The 21,376-nt window shown below is 70.5% G+C and carries 21 protein-coding genes and 1 other RNA gene; 14 read left to right on the top strand and 8 right to left on the bottom strand.

The genetic code is table 11. From position 1 onward, the window contains the following. Window positions 1-4: 4 nt before the first annotated feature. From rnpB to murG, 11 genes are all read left to right on the top strand, one after another. An RNA gene (gene rnpB / locus HNQ67_RS10115) (RNase P RNA component class A) lies at window positions 5-379 on the top strand. Between the two features lie 320 nt (window positions 380-699). Beyond that, on the top strand, window positions 700-1,185 hold the full coding sequence (locus HNQ67_RS10110) for a division/cell wall cluster transcriptional repressor MraZ (RefSeq protein WP_183255017.1): 486 nt from the start codon (window positions 700-702) through the stop codon (window positions 1,183-1,185). Continuing rightward, entirely contained in the window at window positions 1,182-2,132 is a 951-nt protein-coding gene (rsmH, locus tag HNQ67_RS10105; protein ID WP_183255016.1) for a 16S rRNA (cytosine(1402)-N(4))-methyltransferase RsmH, read from the top strand. The genes HNQ67_RS10110 and rsmH overlap by 4 nt, the downstream gene beginning before the upstream one ends. After that, window positions 2,129-2,545: a cell division protein FtsL gene (gene ftsL / locus HNQ67_RS10100; RefSeq protein WP_183255014.1), complete on the top strand. Its 417-nt coding sequence runs from the start codon at window positions 2,129-2,131 to the stop codon at window positions 2,543-2,545. The genes rsmH and ftsL overlap by 4 nt, the downstream gene beginning before the upstream one ends. Further along, on the top strand, window positions 2,542-4,287 hold the full coding sequence (locus tag HNQ67_RS10095; protein ID WP_183255012.1) for a peptidoglycan D,D-transpeptidase FtsI family protein: 1,746 nt from the start codon (window positions 2,542-2,544) through the stop codon (window positions 4,285-4,287). Before ftsL ends, HNQ67_RS10095 begins: the two co-directional genes overlap by 4 nt. Next, a complete protein-coding gene (locus HNQ67_RS10090; RefSeq protein ID WP_183255010.1) occupies window positions 4,284-5,747 on the top strand; it encodes a UDP-N-acetylmuramoyl-L-alanyl-D-glutamate--2,6-diaminopimelate ligase in 1,464 nt (487 codons plus the stop codon). Before HNQ67_RS10095 ends, HNQ67_RS10090 begins: the two co-directional genes overlap by 4 nt. After that, complete coding sequence (locus HNQ67_RS10085) at window positions 5,740-7,152, top strand: UDP-N-acetylmuramoyl-tripeptide--D-alanyl-D-alanine ligase (protein ID WP_183255009.1); 1,413 nt, start codon at window positions 5,740-5,742, stop codon at window positions 7,150-7,152. The genes HNQ67_RS10090 and HNQ67_RS10085 overlap by 8 nt, the downstream gene beginning before the upstream one ends. Beyond that, window positions 7,152-8,261, top strand: a complete 1,110-nt coding sequence (gene mraY, locus HNQ67_RS10080) for a phospho-N-acetylmuramoyl-pentapeptide-transferase (protein WP_183255007.1) — start codon at window positions 7,152-7,154, stop codon at window positions 8,259-8,261. The genes HNQ67_RS10085 and mraY overlap by 1 nt, the downstream gene beginning before the upstream one ends. A 4-nt stretch (window positions 8,262-8,265) precedes the next feature. After that, window positions 8,266-9,633 (top strand): UDP-N-acetylmuramoyl-L-alanine--D-glutamate ligase, encoded by a 1,368-nt coding sequence (gene murD, locus HNQ67_RS10075; RefSeq protein WP_183255005.1) that lies wholly within the window; start codon window positions 8,266-8,268, stop codon window positions 9,631-9,633. Then, window positions 9,630-10,808: a putative lipid II flippase FtsW gene (ftsW, locus tag HNQ67_RS10070; RefSeq protein WP_183255003.1), complete on the top strand. Its 1,179-nt coding sequence runs from the start codon at window positions 9,630-9,632 to the stop codon at window positions 10,806-10,808. Before murD ends, ftsW begins: the two co-directional genes overlap by 4 nt. A gap of 8 nt (window positions 10,809-10,816) precedes the next feature. Beyond that, window positions 10,817-11,908: an undecaprenyldiphospho-muramoylpentapeptide beta-N-acetylglucosaminyltransferase gene (gene murG, locus HNQ67_RS10065; RefSeq protein ID WP_183255001.1), complete on the top strand. Its 1,092-nt coding sequence runs from the start codon at window positions 10,817-10,819 to the stop codon at window positions 11,906-11,908. Between the two features lie 2 nt (window positions 11,909-11,910). On the opposite strand, the gene HNQ67_RS10060 is transcribed toward murG, so the two are convergent. Beyond that, window positions 11,911-12,399 (bottom strand): hypothetical protein, encoded by a 489-nt coding sequence (locus HNQ67_RS10060; RefSeq protein WP_183255000.1) that lies wholly within the window; start codon window positions 12,397-12,399, stop codon window positions 11,911-11,913. Between the two features lie 113 nt (window positions 12,400-12,512). Here HNQ67_RS10060 and HNQ67_RS10055 point away from each other — a divergent pair, with 113 nt between their 5' ends. After that, window positions 12,513-13,637, top strand: coding sequence for a mechanosensitive ion channel family protein (locus tag HNQ67_RS10055; RefSeq protein WP_183254998.1), 1,125 nt, complete (start codon window positions 12,513-12,515; stop codon window positions 13,635-13,637). On the opposite strand, the gene HNQ67_RS10050 is transcribed toward HNQ67_RS10055, so the two are convergent. Further along, on the bottom strand, window positions 13,600-14,079 hold the full coding sequence (locus HNQ67_RS10050) for a hypothetical protein (RefSeq protein ID WP_246347548.1): 480 nt from the start codon (window positions 14,077-14,079) through the stop codon (window positions 13,600-13,602). The genes HNQ67_RS10055 and HNQ67_RS10050 overlap by 38 nt on opposite strands. A 48-nt stretch (window positions 14,080-14,127) precedes the next feature. On the opposite strand from HNQ67_RS10050, the gene HNQ67_RS10045 reads away from it, so the two are divergent. Together HNQ67_RS10045 and HNQ67_RS10040 are read left to right on the top strand one after the other, a co-directional pair. Next, on the top strand, window positions 14,128-14,868 hold the full coding sequence (locus HNQ67_RS10045) for a WecB/TagA/CpsF family glycosyltransferase (protein WP_183254996.1): 741 nt from the start codon (window positions 14,128-14,130) through the stop codon (window positions 14,866-14,868). 56 nt (window positions 14,869-14,924) lie between these two features. Further along, complete coding sequence (locus HNQ67_RS10040) at window positions 14,925-15,443, top strand: hypothetical protein (protein WP_183254994.1); 519 nt, start codon at window positions 14,925-14,927, stop codon at window positions 15,441-15,443. Between the two features lie 7 nt (window positions 15,444-15,450). Here the strand turns inward: HNQ67_RS10040 and HNQ67_RS10035 are convergent, their stop codons facing one another. The 6 genes from HNQ67_RS10035 to HNQ67_RS10010 all read right to left on the bottom strand — a co-directional run bounded on the left by HNQ67_RS10035 (window position 15,451) and on the right by HNQ67_RS10010 (window position 21,358). Beyond that, window positions 15,451-18,888 (bottom strand): AAA family ATPase, encoded by a 3,438-nt coding sequence (locus tag HNQ67_RS10035; RefSeq protein WP_183254992.1) that lies wholly within the window; start codon window positions 18,886-18,888, stop codon window positions 15,451-15,453. A 12-nt stretch (window positions 18,889-18,900) separates the two neighbouring features. Beyond that, the gene (locus tag HNQ67_RS10030; protein WP_183254990.1) at window positions 18,901-19,545 is read right to left on the bottom strand and encodes a thioredoxin domain-containing protein; all 645 of its coding nucleotides are present in this window, start codon (window positions 19,543-19,545) and stop codon (window positions 18,901-18,903) included. A gap of 7 nt (window positions 19,546-19,552) precedes the next feature. After that, complete coding sequence (locus HNQ67_RS10025) at window positions 19,553-20,200, bottom strand: thioredoxin domain-containing protein (RefSeq protein WP_183254989.1); 648 nt, start codon at window positions 20,198-20,200, stop codon at window positions 19,553-19,555. A gap of 156 nt (window positions 20,201-20,356) precedes the next feature. Then, a complete protein-coding gene (locus tag HNQ67_RS13650; RefSeq protein WP_343054905.1) occupies window positions 20,357-20,548 on the bottom strand; it encodes a TraB/GumN family protein in 192 nt (63 codons plus the stop codon). 85 nt (window positions 20,549-20,633) lie between these two features. Beyond that, window positions 20,634-21,050 (bottom strand): hypothetical protein, encoded by a 417-nt coding sequence (locus tag HNQ67_RS10015; RefSeq protein ID WP_183254987.1) that lies wholly within the window; start codon window positions 21,048-21,050, stop codon window positions 20,634-20,636. Next, complete coding sequence (locus HNQ67_RS10010) at window positions 21,047-21,358, bottom strand: autorepressor SdpR family transcription factor (protein WP_183254985.1); 312 nt, start codon at window positions 21,356-21,358, stop codon at window positions 21,047-21,049. The genes HNQ67_RS10015 and HNQ67_RS10010 overlap by 4 nt, the downstream gene beginning before the upstream one ends. Between the last annotated feature and the right edge of the window lie 18 nt (window positions 21,359-21,376).

Below are 21,376 nucleotides of genomic sequence, written 5' to 3'. Positions count from 1 at the left end.
CCCGTCAGACGGCCGGGCGGTCGCGACGGGGCTTGCCCCGTCGAGGAAAGTCCGGGCTCCACGGTGAAATGGCGGCGGATAACTTCCGCCCGGGGCGACCCGAGGGATAGCGCCACAGAAAGCAAACCTCCGGCCTTGCGAGGCCGGTAAGGGTGAAAGGGTGGGGTAAGAGCCCACCGCGTCGCTGGCAACAGGGACGGCATGGCAAGCCCCGCCTGGAGCAAGACCGAATAGGGACGTCGCGCGGGCTTGCCCGCAGGGTTCACCGCCCGAGGCGTCCGGGTAGGTCGCGAGAACCGGTCAGCAATGGCCGGTCCAGAGGAATGATCGTCGCCCGCTTCGGCGGGAACAGAACCCGGCTTACAGGCCGTCTGACCTTTTCTTCCTGGGTGGCCTCACGCCGCGCTGCGGGCACCGGGCTGTCCAAGGCGCTGCGCGCTGCCGGGCGCGATGCCGTTAACCTCTTCGGCCTGATTGCGGCGCAGATTGATCCACAGCCCTGTGTATACTTCGATGTTCTGTTTTCGTTCGCGCCGTGTGGGCGATTTTCTGCCTTCTTGAGGTTAACCGCCGTCAACTAATCCCATTGAGACCCATTTCATCCCATGCTATCCCATAGGCTTAGTCGGGGTTCGGTGGGTGCGGGGATGCGCCCGAGACGCAGAGGGGCGGATCGAAGGGTCCGAGTTGGGGCTGGGCGTGTTTCTCTCGACCTATGAGAAACAACTGGACGGCAAGCGCCGTCTGCTGATCCCTCAGGAATTCCGCACGGCCGACAACGGCGCCGAGCACGGCGTGTTCTGCTTCTTCTCGATCGAGAACGACTGCCTCGAGGCCGGTGGCGACAAGCTGATGGCCGAATACGTCTCGATGATCGAGGAGTTGCCGTTCGGCGACGACGTCCGCACCGCCCTGGAAGAGACCTTTTACGCCGGCCAGCGGCCGCTGGCCTATGACGGCGGCGGGCGCATCACCCTGCCGGAGCATCTGTGCCAGGACGCCGGGCTCGGCGAGGACGTGGTCATCGTCGGTCTCGGCTCGCGCTTCCAGATCTGGGATCGCGCCCGCTGGAATGCGCGTCGCGACGAACGCCGGGCCCTCGCCCGTCAGGCGGTGCGCGAGCGCGGCGAGGCCGGGCGCAAGGCGCTGCTGGCCGGTCGCCGCCCTGGCGGAGAGGGCGCATGAGCCCGCACGCCCCTGTCCTGCTGGCCGAGGTTCTGGAGGCGCTGGCCCCCGGGCCGGGCGACGTGATCATTGACGCCACCTTCGGCGCCGGCGGCTATACCCGCGCCATCCTTGCCATGGGCGCGACCGTCATCGCCCTCGACCGCGATCCGACGGTCCAGCCGCACGCCGACGACGTGGCCAACGACTTTCCGGGCCGGTTCCAGCTGATCCGCACCCCCTTCTCGGGTCTGGCCGGGGCCTTCGCCGAGAGCGGGGAGGCGAAGCTGGATGGCGTGGTGTTCGACATCGGCGTGTCGTCGATGCAGCTGGATCAGGCCGAGCGCGGCTTTTCCTTCATGCGTGACGGGCCGCTGGACATGCGCATGTCCGACGAGGGTGAGACCGCCGCGGACATCGTCAACGAATGGGACCACGGGCCGCTCGCCCATATCTTCAAGCTCTATGGCGACGAGCGGCAGTCGGGACGGGTCGCCACGGCCATTCTGCGCCGCCGGACCGAGAAGCCGTTCACCCGCACGCTGGATCTGGCCGAGGTCGTGGAGAAGGCGCTGGGGGGGCGGCGGGGCGCGCCCATCCATCCCGCCACGCGCGTGTTTCAGGCCCTGCGCATCGCCGTCAACGACGAGCTGGGCGAGCTGCGCGCCGGGCTGGAGGCGGCCGAGGCGACGCTTTCGCCCGGCGGGCGGCTGGCTGTCGTCACCTTCCATTCGCTGGAGGACCGCATCGTCAAGGCGTTCCTGACCGAGCGTACCGGCAACGCCCCCGGAGGATCGCGTCACGCGCCGCTCGCCGTGGAGACCCGCAAGCCCAGCTTCGCGCTGCGCTTCAAGGGTGCTCGCGAAGCCGAGGAGGCGGAGCGCACAGCCAACCCCCGGGCTCGCTCGGCCAAGCTGCGCGCCGCCGTCCGCACCGAGGCCCCGGCCTGGGGGAGGGTCGCGGCATGAGGGCGGCTGCCACCCTGAAGCGGGTGTTCGACTGGAAGGTCCGCGGCGTCCGCTGGATCGAGATCATCGGCCTGCTGCTGGTCGCGGCGATGATCTTCTCGGTCTATCTGGCCAAGGCCGCGGCGGCGAGCGAGAGCGCCCGCATCGCCAGCCTCGAACGCCAGATCACCCAGAACGGCCAGCGCGTCCGCTTGCTGCGCGCCGAGGCGGCCCGGCTGGAACAGCCGGCCCGGCTGGAGGCCCTGTCGAGGAGCGCCGGTCTCGGCCCCGTCGACGTCCACCGGCAGGCGACCGAAGCGAGCCTGCCGGAGCTGGCGCCGGTCCCCGCTCCCCAGCCGGTGGTGATCGTCGCTCCGACGGTTCCGGCCGCGTCCGCCGACGCCGACGTCAACGTCGCGGAGGTCGCGCAATGAGCGTGCACGACGATCCGCGCGCCTGGAACCGTCCCGCACCCGGCCGCCCGCGCGGCGGCGTCTCCATGCCCTCATGGCGCTGGCTGACCGAGATCATGTGGCGGATCGAACATTCGTTCGGTCGCGCCCGCGCCGACGCCCGACCCGAGGAGGATACCCGGGTCCGCATCTTCGTCATCCTGTGCCTGTTTTCGGCGGTGTTCGTCTGCCTGGCGCTGGGAGCCGTGAACGCGGCCCTGTTGGCTCCAAAGGGCGGAATCTGGTCGGGCGGTCAGCCGAACGCCGTGGACCGGGCCGACGTGGTCGACCGCAACGGCGCATTGCTGGCCACCAACATCGTCCACTACGGCTTCTATATCGACCCGGCCCAGGTGTGGGACCGCGGGGCCGCCGCCGCGCAGATCAAGCGGGCGCTGCCCCGGGTTTCGATGAGCCGGCTGAACAAGGTCCTGTCTGGCGACCGGCGGCTGATCGTCATGCCCGGCCTGACCCCCGGGGAGAAGGCGGCCGTGCACGGCCTCGCGCTCGGCGGGGTGACGTTCGAGCCGGAAGACCGACGGGTCTATCCGTTGGGCGTCTCGGCCACCCATGTGCTGGGCGTCACGGACACGGGCGGGCAGGGCCTGACCGGGGCCGAGCTGGCCTTCAATCGCGAAATCCGAGACGCCGGCGCGCGCGGCGAAAACTTCCCGCTGTCGATCGACCTGAGGGTTCAGGGCGTGCTGGAGAACGAACTGGCCCGCGCCGTCGAGGAGAGCCAGGCCAAGGGCGCTGTCGGCATCATCGCCGACGTCCAGACCGGTGAAATCCTCGGCATGGCCAGCTGGCCGACCGGCGACCGGCTCAACCGCGCCACCTCGGCCCATTACGAGATGGGTTCGGTGTTCAAGACCTTCACCGTCGCCGCCGGCCTCGACACCGGACGGGCGGACATGAACACCCGGTTCGACGCCTCCGAAGCCTTCATGATCGGCAAGCGGCGCATCACCGACTTCCACGCCACCAACCAGGTGCTGACGCTGGAGGAGGTTTACCTCCACTCGTCCAACATCGGCACCTCTCGCCTCGCCGTCGAGATGGGACCGAACACGATGCGGGATTATTTCACCCGCTTCGGCCTGCTGGACGCCGCCCCGATCGAGCTGCACGAATCCGCCCGGCCCCGGCGCCCGACCAAGTGGGACGACTCCACCCTGGCCTCGCTGTCGTTCGGCTACGGCATCATGATCACCCCGCTGCAGATGTCGGCGGCGATGGGCGCGCTGACCAACGGCGGACGGTTCGTGCCTCTGACCCTGCGCAAGGGCGGCCGGCCGAACGCCGAAGTCCGGCAGGTGGTCAGCCCCGAGACATCGCTGACCCTGCTCGACCTGCTGCGCCGTAATGTGGTGCGCGGGTCCGGCGGCCGCGCCGATGCGCCGGGCCTGCGGGTCGGCGGCAAGACCGGCTCGGCCAACAAGCTGGTCAACGGCCGCTATGATCCGACCCACGCCGTCGGCACCTTCGCGGCGGTCTTCCCCGCCGACGGGCCGCTGAACGCGCGTCGCTATTCGATCCTGATCCTGATCGACGAGCCGGGCAGCTATCCGCGCACCGGCGGCTTCGTGGCCGCGCCCGCCGTGGGCCGGATCGCCGACCGCATCGCGCCCTTCCTCGGCGTCGAGCGCCGCGCCGACCCGTACCGCACGGCCCTCGGCGAGAAGATCCCCGCCTTCGAGGATGTCGGGGGGGACGGACGATGACCGCCGCCGCCTCGATCAAGCTGTCCGACCTGCTGCGCCGGGACGTGCCGGCCGATCCGATGATCACCGGGGTCACCGCCGACAGCCGCAAGGTCGCGCCCGGCGCCCTGTTCGTGGCCCTGCCCGGCAGCGCCGCCGACGGCCGCGCCTTCATTCCGCAGGCCCTGTCGCAAGGGGCGGCGGCGGTGCTGGCCCCGGTCGACACCGACGCGGCCATGGCCCCGGTGCTGGTCACCTCCGGCGATGTGCGGCGCAGCTACGCGATCGCCGCGCGCAGCTTCTACGGGACCCAGCCGGCCACCTGCGTCGCCATAACCGGCACCAACGGCAAGACCTCGGTGGCCGCCTTCTGCCGCCAGATCTGGGCCTCGCTCGGACTGTCGGCCGCGAGCATGGGGACCCTCGGGGTTTTGCAACAGACGGGTAACGTTAATCAGGTCTTGACCGGGCCCGGCCTGACCAGTCCGGACGCCGCCGACGCCGCGCGGATGCTGTCGGAACTGGCCGCCGGGGGCGTAACCCATCTGGCCCTGGAGGCTTCGTCGCACGGCATCGATCAACGCCGGCTGGACGGGGTGTCGCTGAAGGCGGCGGCCTTCACCAACCTGACCCAGGACCATCTCGACTACCACGGCGACATGGAGGCCTATCGGGCCGCCAAGCTGCGCCTGTTCGACACCCTGCTGCCGCGCGGGCGGACGGCGGTGCTGAACGCCGACAGCGACGCCTATTCCAGCTTCGCCGCCGCCTCGATCATGTCGGGGCTGGGCGTCATGGGCGTGGGCGAGCGGGGGCGGGACCTGACCCTGGTCGCCAGGCAGGCCGTGCCCGAGGGGCAGCGGCTGACGCTGGACGTGCGCGGGACGCTGCACGAGGTGCTGCTGCCGCTGGCCGGGGCCTTCCAGGCCTCGAACGCCCTGGTCGCCGCCGGCCTGTGCATCGCCGCCGGAGAGACGCCCGAGCGGGTACTGGCCGGGCTCGAACACATCACCGGCGCTCAGGGACGGCTGCAGCGCATCCCGGGAGCCGGGCGGGGCGAGGTCTATGTCGACTACGCCCATACCCCGGACGGACTGGAAACGGTGCTGAAGGCGCTGCGTCCGCACGCGACCGGCCGGTTGATCGTGGTCTTCGGCGCCGGCGGCGACCGCGACCGGGCCAAGCGGCCGCTGATGGGCGGGATCGCGGCGCGGCTGGCCGACGTGGCCATCGTCACCGACGACAATCCCCGCACGGAAGACCCGGCCGCCATCCGCAAGGCGGTGCGCGAGGGCTGCCCGGACGCGCAGGAGATCGGCGACCGCCGCGCCGCCATTCGCCATGCCATCGAACAGATGCGCGACGGAGATGTGGTGGTGATCGCCGGAAAAGGGCATGAGCAGGGACAGATCGTCGGCGAGGTCACCCATCCGTTCGACGACGCCACCGAAGCCGCCGAAGCCCTGGGCCTCCATGCCTGACCAGCCCACTGATTTCCCGCCGCTGTGGACCTCCGCCGAGATCGAGGCCGCGACCGGCGGCAAGCTCTCGGGGCCGTCATTCGAGGCGGTCGGCGTCACCTACAACAGCCGCGAAATCGCGCCAGGCGACCTGTTTCTGGCGCTGAGAGGCGCCCGCGACGGACACGACTTCGCCGCCGCCGCCTTCTCCGCCGGGGCTGCGGGCGCGATCACCGAACACCCGGTCGAGGGTGGATCAGCGGTGGTGGTGTCGGACACCCTGCGCGCGCTGGAAGCCCTCGGCGCCGCCTCCCGCGAGCGCAGCCCGCACGTCCGCCGGGGCGCGGTCACCGGATCGGTCGGCAAGACCAGCGTCACCCAGGCGATCAAGGCCGGGCTCGATCTGGCGGGACCCGCCCACGCCTCGATCAGGAGCTACAACAACCATATCGGCGTGCCGCTGACGCTGGCGCGGATGCCGCGGACGACAACCCGCGCCGTGTTCGAGATCGGCATGAACGCCCCGGGGGAGATCGCGCCGCTGTCGAAGCTGGTCCGGCCGCACGCCGCCTGCGTCACCACCGTCGGGCCGGTGCATATCGAAGCCTTCGCCGACGGCGAGGCGGGGGTGGCGGCGGAAAAGGCGTCGATCTTCGAAGGGCTCGCGCCGGACGGGGTCGCCGTGCTGAACGGCGACGTCGGCTACGCCGCCGTGCTGGACGCCGCCGCCCGGACGGCGGGCGCGCGGCGGGTCACCTTCGGGGCGGAAGCCGGGCATGACGCCCGCCTGCTCGACTTCCAGCCCGGGCCGGAGGGGGCGCGAGTCCGGGCCGAACTGTTCGGCAAGCCGATCGACTTCGCCCTGCGCCAGTCCGGCTTCCACTGGGGCCTCAACAGCCTGTGCGTGCTGCTGATGCTCGAGGCGCTGGAGGTGCCGGTGGAGACCGGCCTCGCGGCGCTGGCCGACTTCGAGCCGCTGGCGGGCCGGGGCCAGACCAGGGTCGTAGCGGCGGCGGGCGGGACCTTCACCCTGATCGACGAGAGCTACAACGCCAATCCGCTGTCGATGGCCGCCGGCTTCCGCAGCCTCGGGGCCAGGCCGGTCGCGCCGGGGGCGCGCCGCATCGTGGTGCTGACCGACATGCTGGAGCTCGGCGACCAGTCCCGCGCCCTGCACGAGGGGCTCGCCACGCCGATCAACCTCGCCGATCTCGATCTGGTTCACACGGCGGGGCCGGAGATGAAGCGGCTGCACGACGTCCTGCCGCCGGACCGGCGCGGACTGTGGCGCGAGACCGCCGCCGAACTGGCCGAAGAGGCCGCCGAACTGGTTGCGCCGGGCGACGTCGTCATGGTCAAGGGATCGAACGGGTCGAAGGCGTCGCTGGTCGCCAAGGCCCTCGCCGCGCTCGGAGGAGCCGCCTGATGTTCTATCTGCTCTATCTTCACTACGCCGACATCGCGCAGGACTATCCGCTGCTCAATCTGGTCCAGTACCAGACGGTGCGAGTCGCTCTGGCCATGGCTACGGCGATGATCGTGGCGGTGACCATGGGCAGTCGCTTCATCGCCTGGATGCGGGTCAAACAGGGCAAGGGTCAGCCGATCCGCGCCGATGGCCCGGTGTCGCACCTGTCCAAGGTCGGCACCCCGACCATGGGCGGTCTGATGATCCTCGCCGGCATCGCCGTGGCGGTGCTGCTGTGGGGCGACCTGACCAATCCCTACATCTGGATTGTCAGCTTCGTGACCGCCGCCTTCGGCGTGCTCGGCTTCATCGACGACTACGCCAAGGTGTCGAAACAGACCTCGGCCGGGCTGACCTCCAAACAGAAGCTGGTGGCCCAGATCATCGTCTCCCTGATCGCCGGCGTGCTGACCGTGCTGTGGATGACGGCCTCGCCAACCACGCCCAACCTCGAGACCTCGATCGCCTTCCCGTTCTTCAAGGCTGTTTTGCTCAACGTCGGCTGGTTCTACGTCGCCTTCGCCGCCTTCACCCTCGTGGGCTTCTCCAATGCGGTGAATCTGACCGACGGCCTCGACGGCCTGGCCATCGTGCCGGTGATGATGGCGGCGGCGGCCTTCGGCCTCATCAGCTATCTGGTCGGCAACTTCATCTTCTCCAACTACCTGGGCGTCCACCACGTGCCGGGGTCGGGCGAGCTGGCGGTCTTCTGCGCCGCCATCATCGGCGGGGGCGTCGGCTTCCTCTGGTACAACGCCCCGCCGGCCAAGATCTTCATGGGCGACACCGGCTCGCTGGCCCTGGGCGGCGCCCTCGGCGCCATCGCCGTGGCCACCAAGCACGAACTGGTGCTGGGCATCGTCGGCGGCCTGTTCGTCATCGAGGCCGCTTCGGTGATGATCCAGGTCGCCTACTTCAAGGCCACGAAGAAGCGCATCTTCCTGATGGCCCCGATCCACCACCACTTCGAGAAGATGGGCTGGCCGGAGTCGACGGTGGTGATCCGTTTCTGGATCGTCTCGGCCATGCTGGCGCTGGCCGGCCTCGCCACCCTGAAGCTGCGATAGCGCCATGATCCGGGTCCCCGGCTTCGAAGGACGGAGGGTCGCGGTCTTCGGCCTCGGCAGGTCGGGACTGACGGCGGCGCGCGCCCTGAAGGCGGGAGGGGCCCTGCCGGTGCTGTGGGACGACAGCGTGTCCAGCCGCATGCAGGCGGAAGCCGAGGGGGTCGCGGTCGAGGACCTGACCGCCGCCGACTGGTCGGGGTTCGCGGCGCTGGTGCTGTCGCCCGGCGCGCCGCTGACCCATCCGGAGCCGCACTGGACGGTGGGCAAGGCCCGCGAGGCGGGGATCGAGATCATCGGCGACATCGAACTGTTCGCCCGGGCCGTCGCCGCCCTTCCGCAGGCAGGGCGTCCCAGGGTCGTCGCCATCACCGGCACCAACGGCAAGTCGACCACCACCGCCCTGCTCGGCTGGGTGCTGAAACAGGCCGGGATGACCGTCCACGTCGGCGGCAACATCGGCATCGGCGTGCTGGCCCTGCCAGCGCCGACGCGGGAGGCGGTCTATGTGATCGAGGTGTCGAGCTATCAGCTGGACCTGACCACGACGTTTTCACCGGACGTGGCCATCCTGACCAATATCTCGCCGGATCATCTGGAACGGCATGGCGGCATGGAGGGGTATGTCGCTGCGAAGGCCCGTATATTTACGCACGCTGGCCTGGCCCTCGTCGGGATTGATGAGCGCTGGGGCCGTCAGGTCGCCGCCGCCGTGAGCCGGGCGCGAACCGTATCCACTTCCCAGGGGCCCGCCGATATCAGGGCGGCCGACGGCCATCTCACGACAGGGGAGGGCCACGAGGTCGATCTCACCCCCGCCCGCTGTCTGCCCGGGAGGCATAACGCCCAGAACGCGGCCTTCGCCTACGCGGCCGCGCGAGCGCTGGGAGTGCCGCATGACAAGGCCGTCGGCGGCCTGCTCTCCTTCCCCGGCCTCGCTCACCGCATGGAGCATGTCGGCACACTCGGCCGTGTGCGCTTCATCAACGATTCCAAGGCCACCAACGCCGACGCGGCGCGGCAGGCGCTCTCCTCGTACGACCGCAGCTGGTGGATCGCCGGCGGACGGGCCAAGGGGGGCGGGATCGATGATCTGGAGGACCTGTTCCCCCGCGTGGCCGAGGCGTTTCTGATCGGCGAGGCGGCGGGGCCATTCGCCGCGCGGCTGGGCGATACCCCGCATCGGATCAGCGGCGACATGGCCTCGGCCGTGCGGGCCGCCGCCGAGGCGGCCGCCGCCACCGGCCGCGACGAGGTGGTGCTGCTGTCGCCAGCCGCCGCCAGCTTCGATCAGTATCCCGACTTCGAGGCGCGGGGGGAGGCTTTCCGCGCCGCCGTCCTCGCTCTTGGCGCAACTCCGGCGGGCGCGTCATGACCGAGAGCTACAGCCCCGCCTTTTCGCGCAACGACCAGAGCCCGATCGCCAAATGGTTCTGGACGGTCGACCGCGGCATGCTGGCGGCGGCCCTGACCCTGATCGCGCTGGGCGTGGCGTTGAGTTTCGCCTCCAGCCCCGCGGCCATCAACGCCGACCAGTCGATCGGCGACCCGTTCCACTACTCGTGGCGGATGCTGGTCTGGGCATCCGGCGGGGTAGGCGTCATGCTGATCACCTCACTGTTGTCGCCGCGGGGCGTGCGCCGCATCGCCGTGCTGGCGCTGGCGGGAGCCATCGTCACCATGATGGCCCTGCCGATCATCGGCGACGAGGTGAAGGGGGCGGCGCGCTGGATCAACCTCGGTCCGTTCAGCCTGCAGCCGTCCGAGTTCGCCAAGCCAAGCCTGATCGTCTTCGCGGCCTGGATGTTCGCCGAGGCGCAGAAGGGGCAGGGGGTGCCCGGCGTCTCCATCGCCTTCGCCTTCTGGGCCCTGACCGTCGGCCTGCTGCTGATCCAGCCGGACATCGGCCAGACCCTGCTGGTCACCACCACCTTCATGGCGGTTTTCTTCATGGCCGGGGTGCCGCTGAAATGGGTTGCGGCGCTGGCCGCGGCGGGGATGGCGGGTCTGGTGTCGCTGTATTTCGCCTTCGGCCACATGCGCGACCGCCTTAGCCGCTTCCTGTCGCCCGAGAGCACCGACACCCATCAGATCGACCGCGCCTCCGAGGCCATCCGCGCCGGCGGCCTGGTCGGGCGCGGGGTGGGCGAGGGGGTGATGAAGCGGCACGTCCCCGACCTGCACACCGACTTCATCTATTCGGTCGGGGCCGAGGAATTCGGCCTCGTGTTGTCGCTGGCCATGATCGGTCTCTACGCCTTCATCGTCGTGCGCGGCATGAAGCGGGCGATGAAGCTGAACGACGCCTATGAACAGACCGCCGCGGCCGGGCTGTTCATGCTGATCGGCCTGCAGGCCTGCATCAATATCGCGGTCAACCTGAACCTGATCCCGACCAAGGGGATGACCCTGCCCTTCATCAGTTATGGCGGCTCGTCAATGCTGGCCATGGGGCTGACCATGGGCCTGGCCCTGGCCCTGACCCGCCGCCGTCCCGGCGCATACGAACCCGGTGCCAGCCTGCCGCAGCGGCGGCGGATATTGCCGTAGGAGCCGTGATGTCGAGAGTCTGCTTCGTCGCCGCCGGGGGCACCGGCGGGCATATGTTTCCCGCCGAGGCGCTGGCGCGCGAACTGTCGGCGCGGGGCTGGCGCGTCGTGCTGGCCACCGACCATCGCGGCGAACAGTACGCCCACAGCTTCCCGGCCGAGGAGCGGATCGCGCTGGACGCCGCCACCGGGCGCGGACCGATCGGCCTGGTCAGGGCCGGACTGACCATCGTGCGCGGCGTGTTCCAGGCCCGGGCGGCGCTGAAACGGCGGGACGCGGCGGTGGTGGTCGGCTTCGGCGGCTATCCCTCCGCGCCGGCCCTGTTGGCCGCGCTCAGTCAGGGGCGGCCGACGCTGTTGCATGAGCAGAACGCGGTGCTGGGCCGAACCAACCGATGGCTGGCGCCCTATGTCGGCGCCGTCGCCTCATCCTTTCCCGATCTTCAGAAAGTCCCGCAGGGCGTCGGCGCACGGGTGACCCTGATCGGCAACCCGGTCCGTGCGGACATCCGCGCGCTGCACGACCGCGCGTTCACCGCTCCGGCGCCGGGCCAGCCGATCCATGTGCTGATCACTGGCGGCAGCCAGGGCGCCCGCATCCTTTCTGAAACCGCGCCCCGGGCGCTGGCGGCCCTGCCGGACGCAATCCGCAGCCGCCTGAAGGTGCAGCAACAGTCGCGGCCCGAAACGCTGGAGGCGGCGCGCCAGATCTATCTCGACGCCGCCATCGACGCCGAGGTCGCCTCCTTCTTCCGCGACATGGCCCAGCAACTGTCGGCGGCGCATCTGGTCATAGGCCGGGCCGGGGCCTCGACCTGTTCCGAACTGGCGGTGGCCGGCGTGCCGTCGGTGCTGATCCCGCTGAAGATCGCCATGGACGACCATCAGCGCTTCAACGCCGCCGCCCTCGCCGACGCCGGCGGGGCCGCGGTGATGCTCGAGGACGAGGTCACCGTCGAGCGGCTGACGACCCTGCTGACCGCCGTCCTCGGCGATCCCGCGCGGCTGGAGGCGATGAGCCGGGGGGCGCGCGCGGCGGCGCTGCCGGACGCGACCCGTTCGCTGGCCGACATGGTCGAGGCAGCGGCCCGGCCGGCCTGAGCCTATCGGCGTGCTTGCTGGGGCGGCGCGGCGAACAGGGCGTGGGCGGCGGTCCGGGCGGCGGCGGCGTTCGCCACCGGCGTGGTGCGCGCCTGGGCCGGCGGCGCGCAGGCCGCCGCCAGGGTGATCGCGCCCGGCGATCCGGCGGCGGGTGCCGAGCGCTCGGCGGGCCCAGCGTCGGTCTTCATGTGCGCGGCGCCGGTGTAGAGGGCGGTGCGGACGGTCCGCGCCGTCCCCGCCGCGCAGTCGATCTCCCACTCCATCGCCAGGGTGTCCGCCCCGTTCGGAATGGCGTCCTTGAGGAACAGCCAGGTCCAGGTGCGCTTCAGCGGTCCGTCGTCGGTCGGCAAGGTCATGTAGCCGGCCGCCGCCGGGGAAGCGAACACCTGCCGCATCGGGCCGTCCAGACCCCCGGACGCGTCCTGGGTCAGACCGGGCGTCGCGGCAAACAGGCACGCGGCCGAGAGCGCAACCTTAAGTGCTGTATTCATGGAACAAATCCCCTCCAGATCCCATCCGTACTATCCGGGCAAATCGGGGTTATGCAAACCTTGGCCGCAGATTCGATTATGGATAAGTCGGTTCGCCGCTTCGGAAAGGACTCATGCCCCCGTTCGTCACCGATCTGACCCGCGAGGTCTTTCGCCTCTGGCGGGAGTTCTGGTGGCTGCCCGAGTGGGCGGTGATCGCCATCATCGTGGTCGGTTTCGTGTTCGCAGGCTGGGCCGCCAACCAGGTCGTGTTCGCCCTGCTGAAGTTCGCCGCGCGCAAGCGGGACATCTTTTGGCAAGGCGTCGTCGGGCGAGCGCGGCTGAAGGTGCGAATAGCGGTGATGATCGTCGCCCTGGCCCTGGCGGTGACGGTGTCGCCGCTCGACCCCGCGCCGTCGGAGTTCATCCGCCAGGCGCTGGTCTTTCTGTTCATCCTCACCATCGGCTGGATGGCGATCGGCGCTTCCGACATGTGGGCCGTGGTCTATCTGCGCCGCTTCAACATGGCGACGGAAGACAATCTGATCGCCCGCAAACACGTCACCCAGGCTCGAATCCTGCAGCGCGTCGCCTCCCTGCTGATCGGCGCCGTCACCCTCGGTCTGGCGCTGCTGACCATCGCAGAGGTCCGGCAGTGGGGCATGAGCCTGCTGGCCTCGGCCGGCGTGGTCGGCATCATCGCCGGCTTCGCCCTGCAGCCGCTGCTGACCAATCTGATCGCCGGCGTGCAGATCGCCACCGACCAGCCGGTCCGGCTGGACGACGCCGTCGTCGTCGAGGGCGAATTCGGCACGGTCGAGGAGATCACCTCGACCTACGTCGTGGTCAAGCTGTGGGACTGGCGGCGGATGATCCTGCCGCTGACCTATTTCATCCAGAAGCCCTTCCAGAATTGGACCCGCGAGACGTCGCGGCTGATCGGGGCGGCCTTCCTCTATGTCGACTACGAGGCGCCGATCGAGCGGCTGAGGGCCGAATTGGAACGTATCTGCCGCGAGAGCCCGCACTGGGACGGCGACGTGGTCAGCCTGCAGGTCACCGACATCACCGACCGGGTGGCCGAGGTACGCTGCCTCGCCAGCGCCGGCAGCGGCGCGGCGGCCTTCGACCTGCGCTGCGAAATACGCGAACGGATGCTGGCCTTCATGCGGGACGAATGCCCCGAAGCCCTGCCGCGGGACCGGATCGACCTGAACCGGTTCAGTTCGCCAGACGGAGGGCCGCCCGCCCGACCCTGACGGCGTCGGCCAGGTTGTCGGCGTCCGCCTCTCCGGCCATGGCCGGGTCGCAGGCGACGGCCAGCAACTCGGCTGCATCGCCGCCCGGGGCGGCGGGATAGGCGGGAGCCGTATCCAGCGTGGCTGGCCCTTCCGCGCCGCCGGCCCGCACCGAGGCGAAATCCAGTCGATCGGCCGTGCCTGCCCGGCAGTCGAAGGACCACCATGACCAACCGCCCCAGTAGGTCTCGCCCCCCACCTCGAAATCCTTCTCGGTCACCTGAAGCGAGCGCATCCGGGCCGTGTTCCCGTCGCGACCGATGGCCGACACGTCAGCGAACACCGCGAACCGGCCGACGCCAGTCAGCACCAGACGCGGGCCATCCCGCGGCGGCTTCGGCTCCGCGAAGGCGGGGGTCGACAGCATAAGTCCGATCAGGGCCGCATTCATCGCCGTTCTCATGCGCCAGTCGTAACCGCCCGTTGACCCGCTGGCGAGTAGGCTCGGCCGATGACGCGCTTCATGACGCTCGACTTCGCGGACGGAGACAGGGTCGCGCTGCTGGCCGGGGTGGTCGCCATGGCGCGCGGGCCGTACGGCTATGTCGTCACGCCCAACGTCGACCATGTCATCAAGCTGATGGACGGCCGGGTCGAGGCCGAGGTCTACGACGGCGCGGCGCTGAAGGTCTGCGACAGCCGCATCCTCGCGCATCTGGCGCGGCTGAAGGGCAAGCGGCTTTCAGTCTATCCCGGCTCCGACCTGACCGCCGACCTGCTGGTTTCTCCAGTGGCGGAGGAGCTGACGATCGGGGTGTTCGGTCCCGACCGGGCGGCCTTCGACGATCTCGCCGCCCGCTATCCGAACCGCCGCCTGAGTTTCATAGAGGCGCCGATGCTGACGCCGGGAACGCCGGGCTGGATCGCCGCCGTCGACGCCGCCGCCCGCGCCGACTGGGACGTGCTGCTGGCCTGCGTCTCCTTCCCCAAACAGGAACGGTTCGCCCATGCACTGGCCGCTGCGGGTCGGAAGCAGGGGGTGGCCCTCTGCGTCGGCGCCTCGGTTGATTTTCTGACCGGCCGTCAGCAGCGGGCGCCGCGCATCTTCCAGCAGCTGTCGCTGGAATGGCTGCACCGCCTGTTGAGCCAGCCCCGCCGCATGTTCCGCCGCTACGTGATCGAGGGTCCGGCTATCCTCGGCTGGTTCATGCGGACGGAAGTGCTCGGTCGCCCATCCCGTCAGGTTCCGTGACTGGACACGGGCCGGCCCCTGACCGATCCTGACCCGGGATTGGAAGGGGACCAGCCATGAAATTCAACCTCACAGCGGCGTTCGCAGCCGTTTGCCTCGCCCTGGCGTCGGCTCCCGCCGCCGCGCAGGAGATCGACTGGGGCAGCGAGACCAACCGCACGTGGTGGAACGGCGTCACTGAGGCCGAACTTCGTGAACTCGTCGCCGAGGCGGGCGGAGTCTGGACCGATCTGCCGGACGAGGAAGACCTTCGCGAGAGCCGCATCGATTGGCCGGATCTCAGGGACGTCCGGGTCCGGGAGGGCAGCTGTCCGGCCCCGGAACGCCCGATGGCGGCGCGAAACTGCGCCGCCATGCTTGTCTACGTTCGGGTCGATTATCCGAACGACATCGAAAGCTGGTGGCTCTCGGACGACGGCTGGCTGGCTTTTGGCACGGTCGACGCCGAACCGGCCCTCTACCGCCTCGAGCATCACGGCTACGGGACCACGCGCGGTCATGTGCTGGCCAACCTGATGATGTTCCGGGTGGCGGCAAGGACCGAGATAGCGCGGCTGAAGGACGGCGGGGCCTAGATCCGCCTCACGCCACCAACGTCTCGGCCTGCTGCAGATCCACGCTGACCAATTGCGACACGCCCCGCTCGGGCATGGTCACGCCGTAGAGCCGGTCCATCCGGCTCATGGTCACCGGGTTGTGGGTGATGACGATGAAGCGGGTGTCCGTCCGCTTGCGCATCTCGTCCAGCATCCGGCAGAAGCGATCGACATTGGCGTCGTCCAGCGGGGCGTCGACCTCATCGAGGACGCAGACCGGGGCCGGATTGGCGAGGAAGACGGCGAAGATCAGCGCCGCCGCCGTCAGGGCCTGCTCGCCGCCCGACATCAGACTCATCACCGACAGCCGCTTGCCCGGCGGACAGGCGTAGATCTCAAGTCCGGCCTCCAGCGGATCGTCGCTCTCGACCAGCTTCAACTCGGCCTGACCGCCGCCGAACAGGGCCTCGAACAGGGCCTTGAAGTTGTCGTTGATGATGTCGAACGCCGCCACCAGCCGCTCGCGGCCCTCGGCGTTCAGCTCGTCGATGCCGTCGCGCAGCCTGGCGATGGCGTTGGTGAGGTCCGAGCGTTCGACCTTCATGGTCTGTAGCCGGTCGCCGTATTCGTTGGCCTCGTCCTCGGCCAGCAGATTGACCGCGCCCAGGGCCTCGCGCTCGCGCTCCAGGCCGTACAGCAGGCTCTCGGCCCCGGCGGCGTCGGGCGGCCGGGCGATAGCGTCGTCCTGCAGCTTCTGGCCCAGTTCTTCCGGCGACATCTGCGCCGTCTCGCGGACATTGGCCTCGGTCTCGGCCAGCTTCTCGGCGGCGGCTTCGGACCGGGCCGCCAGTCCGGCCCGCGCCTCCCGGGCCGACGAGGCTGTCGCCTCCGCCGCGCGGGCTGTCCGGTCGGCCTCGGCCGCCTGGCCCTCCGCAAGGGCCAGGGCGTCGGCCGCCGACTTGCGCCGGGTTTCGGCGGTGGTCAGGGAGTCGAGCAGGGCGGAGCGCTGGGCCGCCAGCCGTTCGGGGGCGTCGGCCGCCGCCTTGAGCCGGGCCGCGGTCTTCTCCGCATCCTTCTCCAGCGCCCCGATCCGTGTCCGGGCGTCCTTCGCCCGCCCGGCCCAGCCGTTGCGTTCCCGGGTCAGGCCCTCCAGCCGCGCCTCGCGGCCCGCGACCTCGCGCGCCTCGGCGTCGCGTTCGACCCGCGCCGTCGCCGCCGCGCCGCGGGCCGTATCCGCCGCCGCTCGCGCCGTCGTCAGTTCGGCGCGGAGGGCCTCCAGCGTCTCGGGCGGAGCCTCGCCCCCTTGCGCCTCGGCCAAGGTTTCATGGGCCGCCTCGACCTCCGTGGTCAGTCGCGCCAGGGTTTCGTCCAGCGCCTGGGCCCGCGCCTCCTTGCGCGCCTGCTCGCGGGCCAGCGCCTCGACCCGGTCGCGCGCCGCCGTCACGGCCCTGTCGAGCGGGAAGGGCGCGGCCCGGGCGCGCTTCACCGCCTCTTCGGCCGCCCGGAAGGCCTCGGTCGCCGCCCTGAGCGCGGCTTGCGCCCCTTCCAGCGCCGGCTTGCCGGCATCGATGTCGGCTTCCAGCTCCGCCAGCCGGGTGCGTTGCGCCAGCCGCACGGCCGCCGGGCGCGGCGCCTCGGCCCGCTGGACGAAGCCGTCCCAGCGCCACAAATCGCCCTCGCGCGTGACGAGCCGAGCCCCGACGGGAAGCCCCCTGGCCAGATCGCCGATCTCGCTCCGGGCGGCCACGCCGCACAGCGCCAGCCGGGCCGCAAGCTGGTCCGGCGCGGACACATGGCCGGCCAGCGGCTCGACGCCCTCGGGCCACGACGGGGCAGGGGCCCGCGCCCCGGCCCAGTAGGCCGCCGCCCGTTCATCCAGCGCCGCGTCGAGATCGTCGCCCAGCGCCGCCGCCAGCGCCGCCTCGTAGCCCTTGTCCGCCTGCACGCGGTCGAGAGCGGGCGGATGCTCGCGCTTGCCTTGCACCAGCAGCTGGGCGAGCCCGCGCGCCTCGGTCTGCAACCGGCCGAGCCGGTCCTCCGCCGCGCGCGCCGCCTGCCGTGCGTCCTGTTCGAGCCGGGCCTTGTCGCCGCGATCGGCCTCGGCGGCCTCGACCGCCGCCCGCGCCTCCGCCAGATCGCCCTGGGCCGCGTTCAGCGCGGCCTTTGCGGTCTCGATCTCCGGCGTTTCCAGAGGGCCCAGCGCCTCGCGCTCGGACGTCGCCGCCGCCAGCTGCGCCTCGGCCCGCGCCACCCGCGCCTCGGCGTCGCGCTTGCGGGCGTTCTCCGCCGAGACCCGCGCCTCGACCGCCGCCACGGCCCCGGCCACGCGCTCGACCTCGGCGTCGGCGGCCTTGCGCGCGTCCTCCGCCGCCGCGAGCGCCGCCTCCAGTTCCGGTCCGCGCGCGGGAGCGGCGGCCATCTCGGCCTGCAAGGTCTCGACCGCGGTCGCGAGCCGCGTCAGTTCGACCTCGGCGTCCCCGGCCATGGCGGTTTCCCGCTCAATGTCGCCCGCGATGCGGGCGGCTTCGGCGGTCAGCCGCTCGACCTCCGAGCGCGCCGCCTGCTCGGCCATGTCCAGCCGGTCGCGTTCCAGCGAGGCCCGGTGCAGCAGCGCGCCGGCCACCGCATCCTCCTCCCGGGCCGGCTTCAGCGCCTCCTGGGCGTTCAGCGACGCCGTCTGGGCCCGGCCCGACGCCGTGGTCGCCTCCAGCACGGCCCCGTCGGCCTCGGCCAGCTCCCGGGCGGCCGCCTCCGCCGCCGCCCGGGCGTCGTTCCAGCGCACGAACAGCAGGGCCGCCTGCAGGGCGCGGATTTCGGCCGAGATCTTCTTGTATTTCTCCGCCTGCCGCGCCTCACGCTTCAGCCGGGTCAGGGTGGTCTCCAGCTCGCGGCCGATGTCGTCCAACCGTTCCAGATTGGTCTCCGCCGCCTTCAGCCGCAGCTCGGCCTCATGCCGCCGGGTATGCAGACCCGCCACGCCGCCCGCCTCTTCCAGAATGCGGCGGCGGTTCTGCGGCTTGGCGGCGATCAGTTCGCTGATCTGTCCCTGCCGGACCAGCGCCGGGCTGTTGGCGCCGGTCGAGGCGTCGGCGAACAGCAGCTGGACGTCGCGGGCCCGGACCTCCTTGCCGTTGATCCGGTAGGTCGAGCCCTGGCCGCGGTCGATGCGGCGCGACACCTCGATCATGGCGCTGTCGGTGAAGGGTTGGGGCGCCTTGCGCTGGGCGTTGTCGATGGTCAGCGACACCTCGGCGTGGCTGCGCGGCGGGCGGTTGGCGGCGCCGGCGAAGATCACGTCCTCCATGCCCTGACCGCGCATGGCCTTGGCCGAGTTGGCGCCCATGACCCAGCGCAGGCTTTCCAGCACGTTCGACTTGCCGCAGCCGTTGGGGCCGACCACCCCGGTCAGGCCCGGCTCGATATGCACCTCGGCGGGATCGACGAAGGACTTGAAACCGACGAGCCGGAGGCGCTGGAACTGCATCCTGCTAGCGGGTCACCGGCCGTCGAGCAGCGGCTGGATGAGGGGTTCGAAGGCGTCCACCCCGCGCGACATCATGATCGCGGCATCAGGCACCCGCTCGCCGTTGATCAGGAAGCTGGGCGTGCTGTTGACGCCGTCGGCGTTGGACTGTTCCGCCCGGTTCTCGATCTCGACGAAGGAGGCTTCGTCCGAGAAGCAGGCGTTCATCTGGTCCCGTGTCAGGCCACCCGCGGCGCCCCCGGCGGCGAGCCAGTTGATCACCGTCTGCTGCGCCGGCGGACCGTCGTGACTGTGCAGTCGCCCCTGGCCGCGGAACAGGGTGTCGAGCACCACGTGGAACTTCTCGGCCGGAGCGCAGCGCGCCATGACGGCGCCGGCGATGGCGGCCTCTTGCGGCGGCGTCGGCAGATCGCGGAACACCACCCGAACCTTGCCGGCATCGACCCACCGCGCCTTGATGGCCGGGAAGTCGTTGGTATGCCAGTCGGCGCAGTGGCTGCAGGTCGTCGACAGATAGACCGTCAGCGTCACCGGGGCCGAAGCCGCGCCGAGCGTGCGGTCGTCCGACCGGACGGGCTCAACGGTCTGGGCGAGCGCCGTCGCCGGCGCGGCGATCGCGATCAGAAGCGTCAGCAGGAATCGCGAAAGCCGCTTCACCGGACGATCAGCCCTTGGCCAGCTCGGCGTCGATCGCCTTGGAGAGGTCTTCCATGGTCGGCCCCGACTGGGAGCCCGGCGAGATCACCTTGGTTCCGTTGACGAGGAAGGTCGGGGTGCTGCTGTGTCCGGCGGACAGGGCGGCCTGGGCGCGATCCTCGGCGGCGGCCATGGCGGCCTCGTCGGTGACGCACTGCTGGACCTGCTCATTGCTGAGACCCGCGCCGTTGCCGACCCGGAACAGGGTCGCGCGGGGATCGCTGACCAGTTGCTGCCGGCTGGCGAGCAGTTCATGGACGACGTCGAAATATTTGTCCTCACCGGCGCAGCGCGCGACGAGGAAGCCGGCCACCGCGATCTCGCTGGGCGGGGTGGGGACTTCGCGGAACACGTAGCGCACCTTGTTGGTGTCGACATAGGCGGTCTTGAACGCCTCCCAGTTCTCCTTCTGCCAGGCCTCGCAGACGTGGCAGGTGACCGAGGCGTATTCGATCACCGTGACCTTGGCTCCCTCGGGCGCGCCCATGGCCATGTCGCCTTCCGCCGGCGCGCTGGCGCCGCTGTTGCAGCCGGCCAGGGCGACCATGGCGGTCAGGGCGGCGGCGGTGATGGCCGCCCGGCGGCTCATCGCGGCGAAACGGGTGGTGGCGCTCATCGGCGAATCCTCATCGGCACGGGGAGGGGGAGCATCGCGCGATTCCCCGGAGTCGCGCGTGGCGGTGCTGGCGGACCAGTCTATCGCTGAACAACCGATCTAGCCAAAGAAGTTCGACGGCGCCAGCCGCGCCGCGCCGTCGCACCCACCCTTCTGTCAAGGCGCTTCTGTGACCGCCACGCCTCGCGCCCGAAGGATTTCCTGAACGCTGTCGTCGCCGGCCAGATGCATGGCCCCGACAGCGATGAAGACCGTGCCCGATCCCTCCATCAGCGTCTCGACCTGGTCGGCCCGGTTGGTGTCCTGCCGCACCAGCAGCGCTTCGCAGGCGACCGGCGTGGCGTGCAGCGAGCGGATGCCCCGGGGCGCGCGAGGCCGGCTCGTGAGGCAGAGGCGGCGCGCCGGCGCGTGCCGGGTTTGCGGGAGGTGTGGGTTAGCGGTCGGTTGTCGCAGCGTCGGCCCTGCGGCAGGCGGCGAAGGCCCACACGGCGTATCCGACCGTCACCACCATGGCGCCGGCGACGACCGCCATGCCCGCCAGATCGGCGATCTCCAGCGGGGCGAAGGCCCAAAGCGCGGCATAGGCGATCCCCGCCAGGGCGAGGGACCAGCCACCAATCCGGACCGCCGCCTGGGCCGCGGCCTCCGCCCGGGCGGAGGCGCGGGCCGGGCCCAGTCGTTTGGGCATCAGATTGGCGTAGCCGGCCAGCACCAGGCCGATCAGAACCTGCACCCCCCGTTTCGCGGTGTCGGCCCCGATCATGCCCTGGCCTTCCGCGTAGCGAAGGGCGAAGGCGGAGCCGAGCATCAGGGCGGCGAGGGCGATGGCCCATCCAAGGCGTTTGGTCATGGTTGTGTCCCCTTTCCGGGCGTGTCTGTTTTATCGGCGGAAGCGGCGGCGCCGAAGCCGAAGGCCTGGCTGAAGCCGAGGAGCGCGTCCTCGAGCACCGACAGCTTCAGCCGGTAGGTGATGGTCGTGCCCTGTTTGCTGGCGTCGACCAGGTCGGCCTCCCGCAGGACGGCGAAATGAGCCGACATGGTCGGCTTCGAGACCTCGAAATGCTCGCTCAGCTCGCCGGCCGTCATCGCGCGCTGGCGCAGCAGCTCCAGCACCTTGCGGCGGGTGGGGTCGGCCAGAGCCTTGAAGACCTTGTTCATGCCTCGTTATTTAGCTAA

It is taken from the genome of Brevundimonas basaltis, assembly GCF_014202075.1.
In the GTDB taxonomy this organism is placed as follows: Bacteria; Pseudomonadota; Alphaproteobacteria; order Caulobacterales; family Caulobacteraceae; genus Brevundimonas; species Brevundimonas basaltis.
The sequence above is the reverse complement of the archived record's forward strand: the minus strand, read 5'-3'. Positions and strand labels throughout refer to the sequence as shown.

Bases quoted from the DNA above. Each gene is read 5' to 3' on its own strand.
- rsmH (WP_183255016.1), top strand. From the start codon at position 1,182: ATGAGCCCGCACGCCCCTGTCCTGCTGGCCGAGGTTCTGGAGGCGCTG.
- ftsL (WP_183255014.1), top strand. From the start codon at position 2,129: ATGAGGGCGGCTGCCACCCTGAAGCGGGTGTTCGACTGGAAGGTCCGC.
- HNQ67_RS10095 (WP_183255012.1), top strand. From the start codon at position 2,542: ATGAGCGTGCACGACGATCCGCGCGCCTGGAACCGTCCCGCACCCGGC.
- HNQ67_RS10090 (WP_183255010.1), top strand. From the start codon at position 4,284: ATGACCGCCGCCGCCTCGATCAAGCTGTCCGACCTGCTGCGCCGGGAC.
- HNQ67_RS10085 (WP_183255009.1), top strand. From the start codon at position 5,740: ATGCCTGACCAGCCCACTGATTTCCCGCCGCTGTGGACCTCCGCCGAG.
- mraY (WP_183255007.1), top strand. From the start codon at position 7,152: ATGTTCTATCTGCTCTATCTTCACTACGCCGACATCGCGCAGGACTAT.
- murD (WP_183255005.1), top strand. From the start codon at position 8,266: ATGATCCGGGTCCCCGGCTTCGAAGGACGGAGGGTCGCGGTCTTCGGC.
- ftsW (WP_183255003.1), top strand. From the start codon at position 9,630: ATGACCGAGAGCTACAGCCCCGCCTTTTCGCGCAACGACCAGAGCCCG.
- murG (WP_183255001.1), top strand. From the start codon at position 10,817: ATGTCGAGAGTCTGCTTCGTCGCCGCCGGGGGCACCGGCGGGCATATG.
- HNQ67_RS10060 (WP_183255000.1), bottom strand. From the start codon at position 12,399: ATGAATACAGCACTTAAGGTTGCGCTCTCGGCCGCGTGCCTGTTTGCC.
- HNQ67_RS10055 (WP_183254998.1), top strand. From the start codon at position 12,513: ATGCCCCCGTTCGTCACCGATCTGACCCGCGAGGTCTTTCGCCTCTGG.
- HNQ67_RS10050 (WP_246347548.1), bottom strand. From the start codon at position 14,079: ATGAGAACGGCGATGAATGCGGCCCTGATCGGACTTATGCTGTCGACC.
- HNQ67_RS10045 (WP_183254996.1), top strand. From the start codon at position 14,128: ATGACGCGCTTCATGACGCTCGACTTCGCGGACGGAGACAGGGTCGCG.
- HNQ67_RS10040 (WP_183254994.1), top strand. From the start codon at position 14,925: ATGAAATTCAACCTCACAGCGGCGTTCGCAGCCGTTTGCCTCGCCCTG.
- HNQ67_RS10035 (WP_183254992.1), bottom strand. From the start codon at position 18,888: ATGCAGTTCCAGCGCCTCCGGCTCGTCGGTTTCAAGTCCTTCGTCGAT.
- HNQ67_RS10025 (WP_183254989.1), bottom strand. From the start codon at position 20,200: ATGAGCGCCACCACCCGTTTCGCCGCGATGAGCCGCCGGGCGGCCATC.
- HNQ67_RS10015 (WP_183254987.1), bottom strand. From the start codon at position 21,050: ATGACCAAACGCCTTGGATGGGCCATCGCCCTCGCCGCCCTGATGCTC.
- HNQ67_RS10010 (WP_183254985.1), bottom strand. From the start codon at position 21,358: ATGAACAAGGTCTTCAAGGCTCTGGCCGACCCCACCCGCCGCAAGGTG.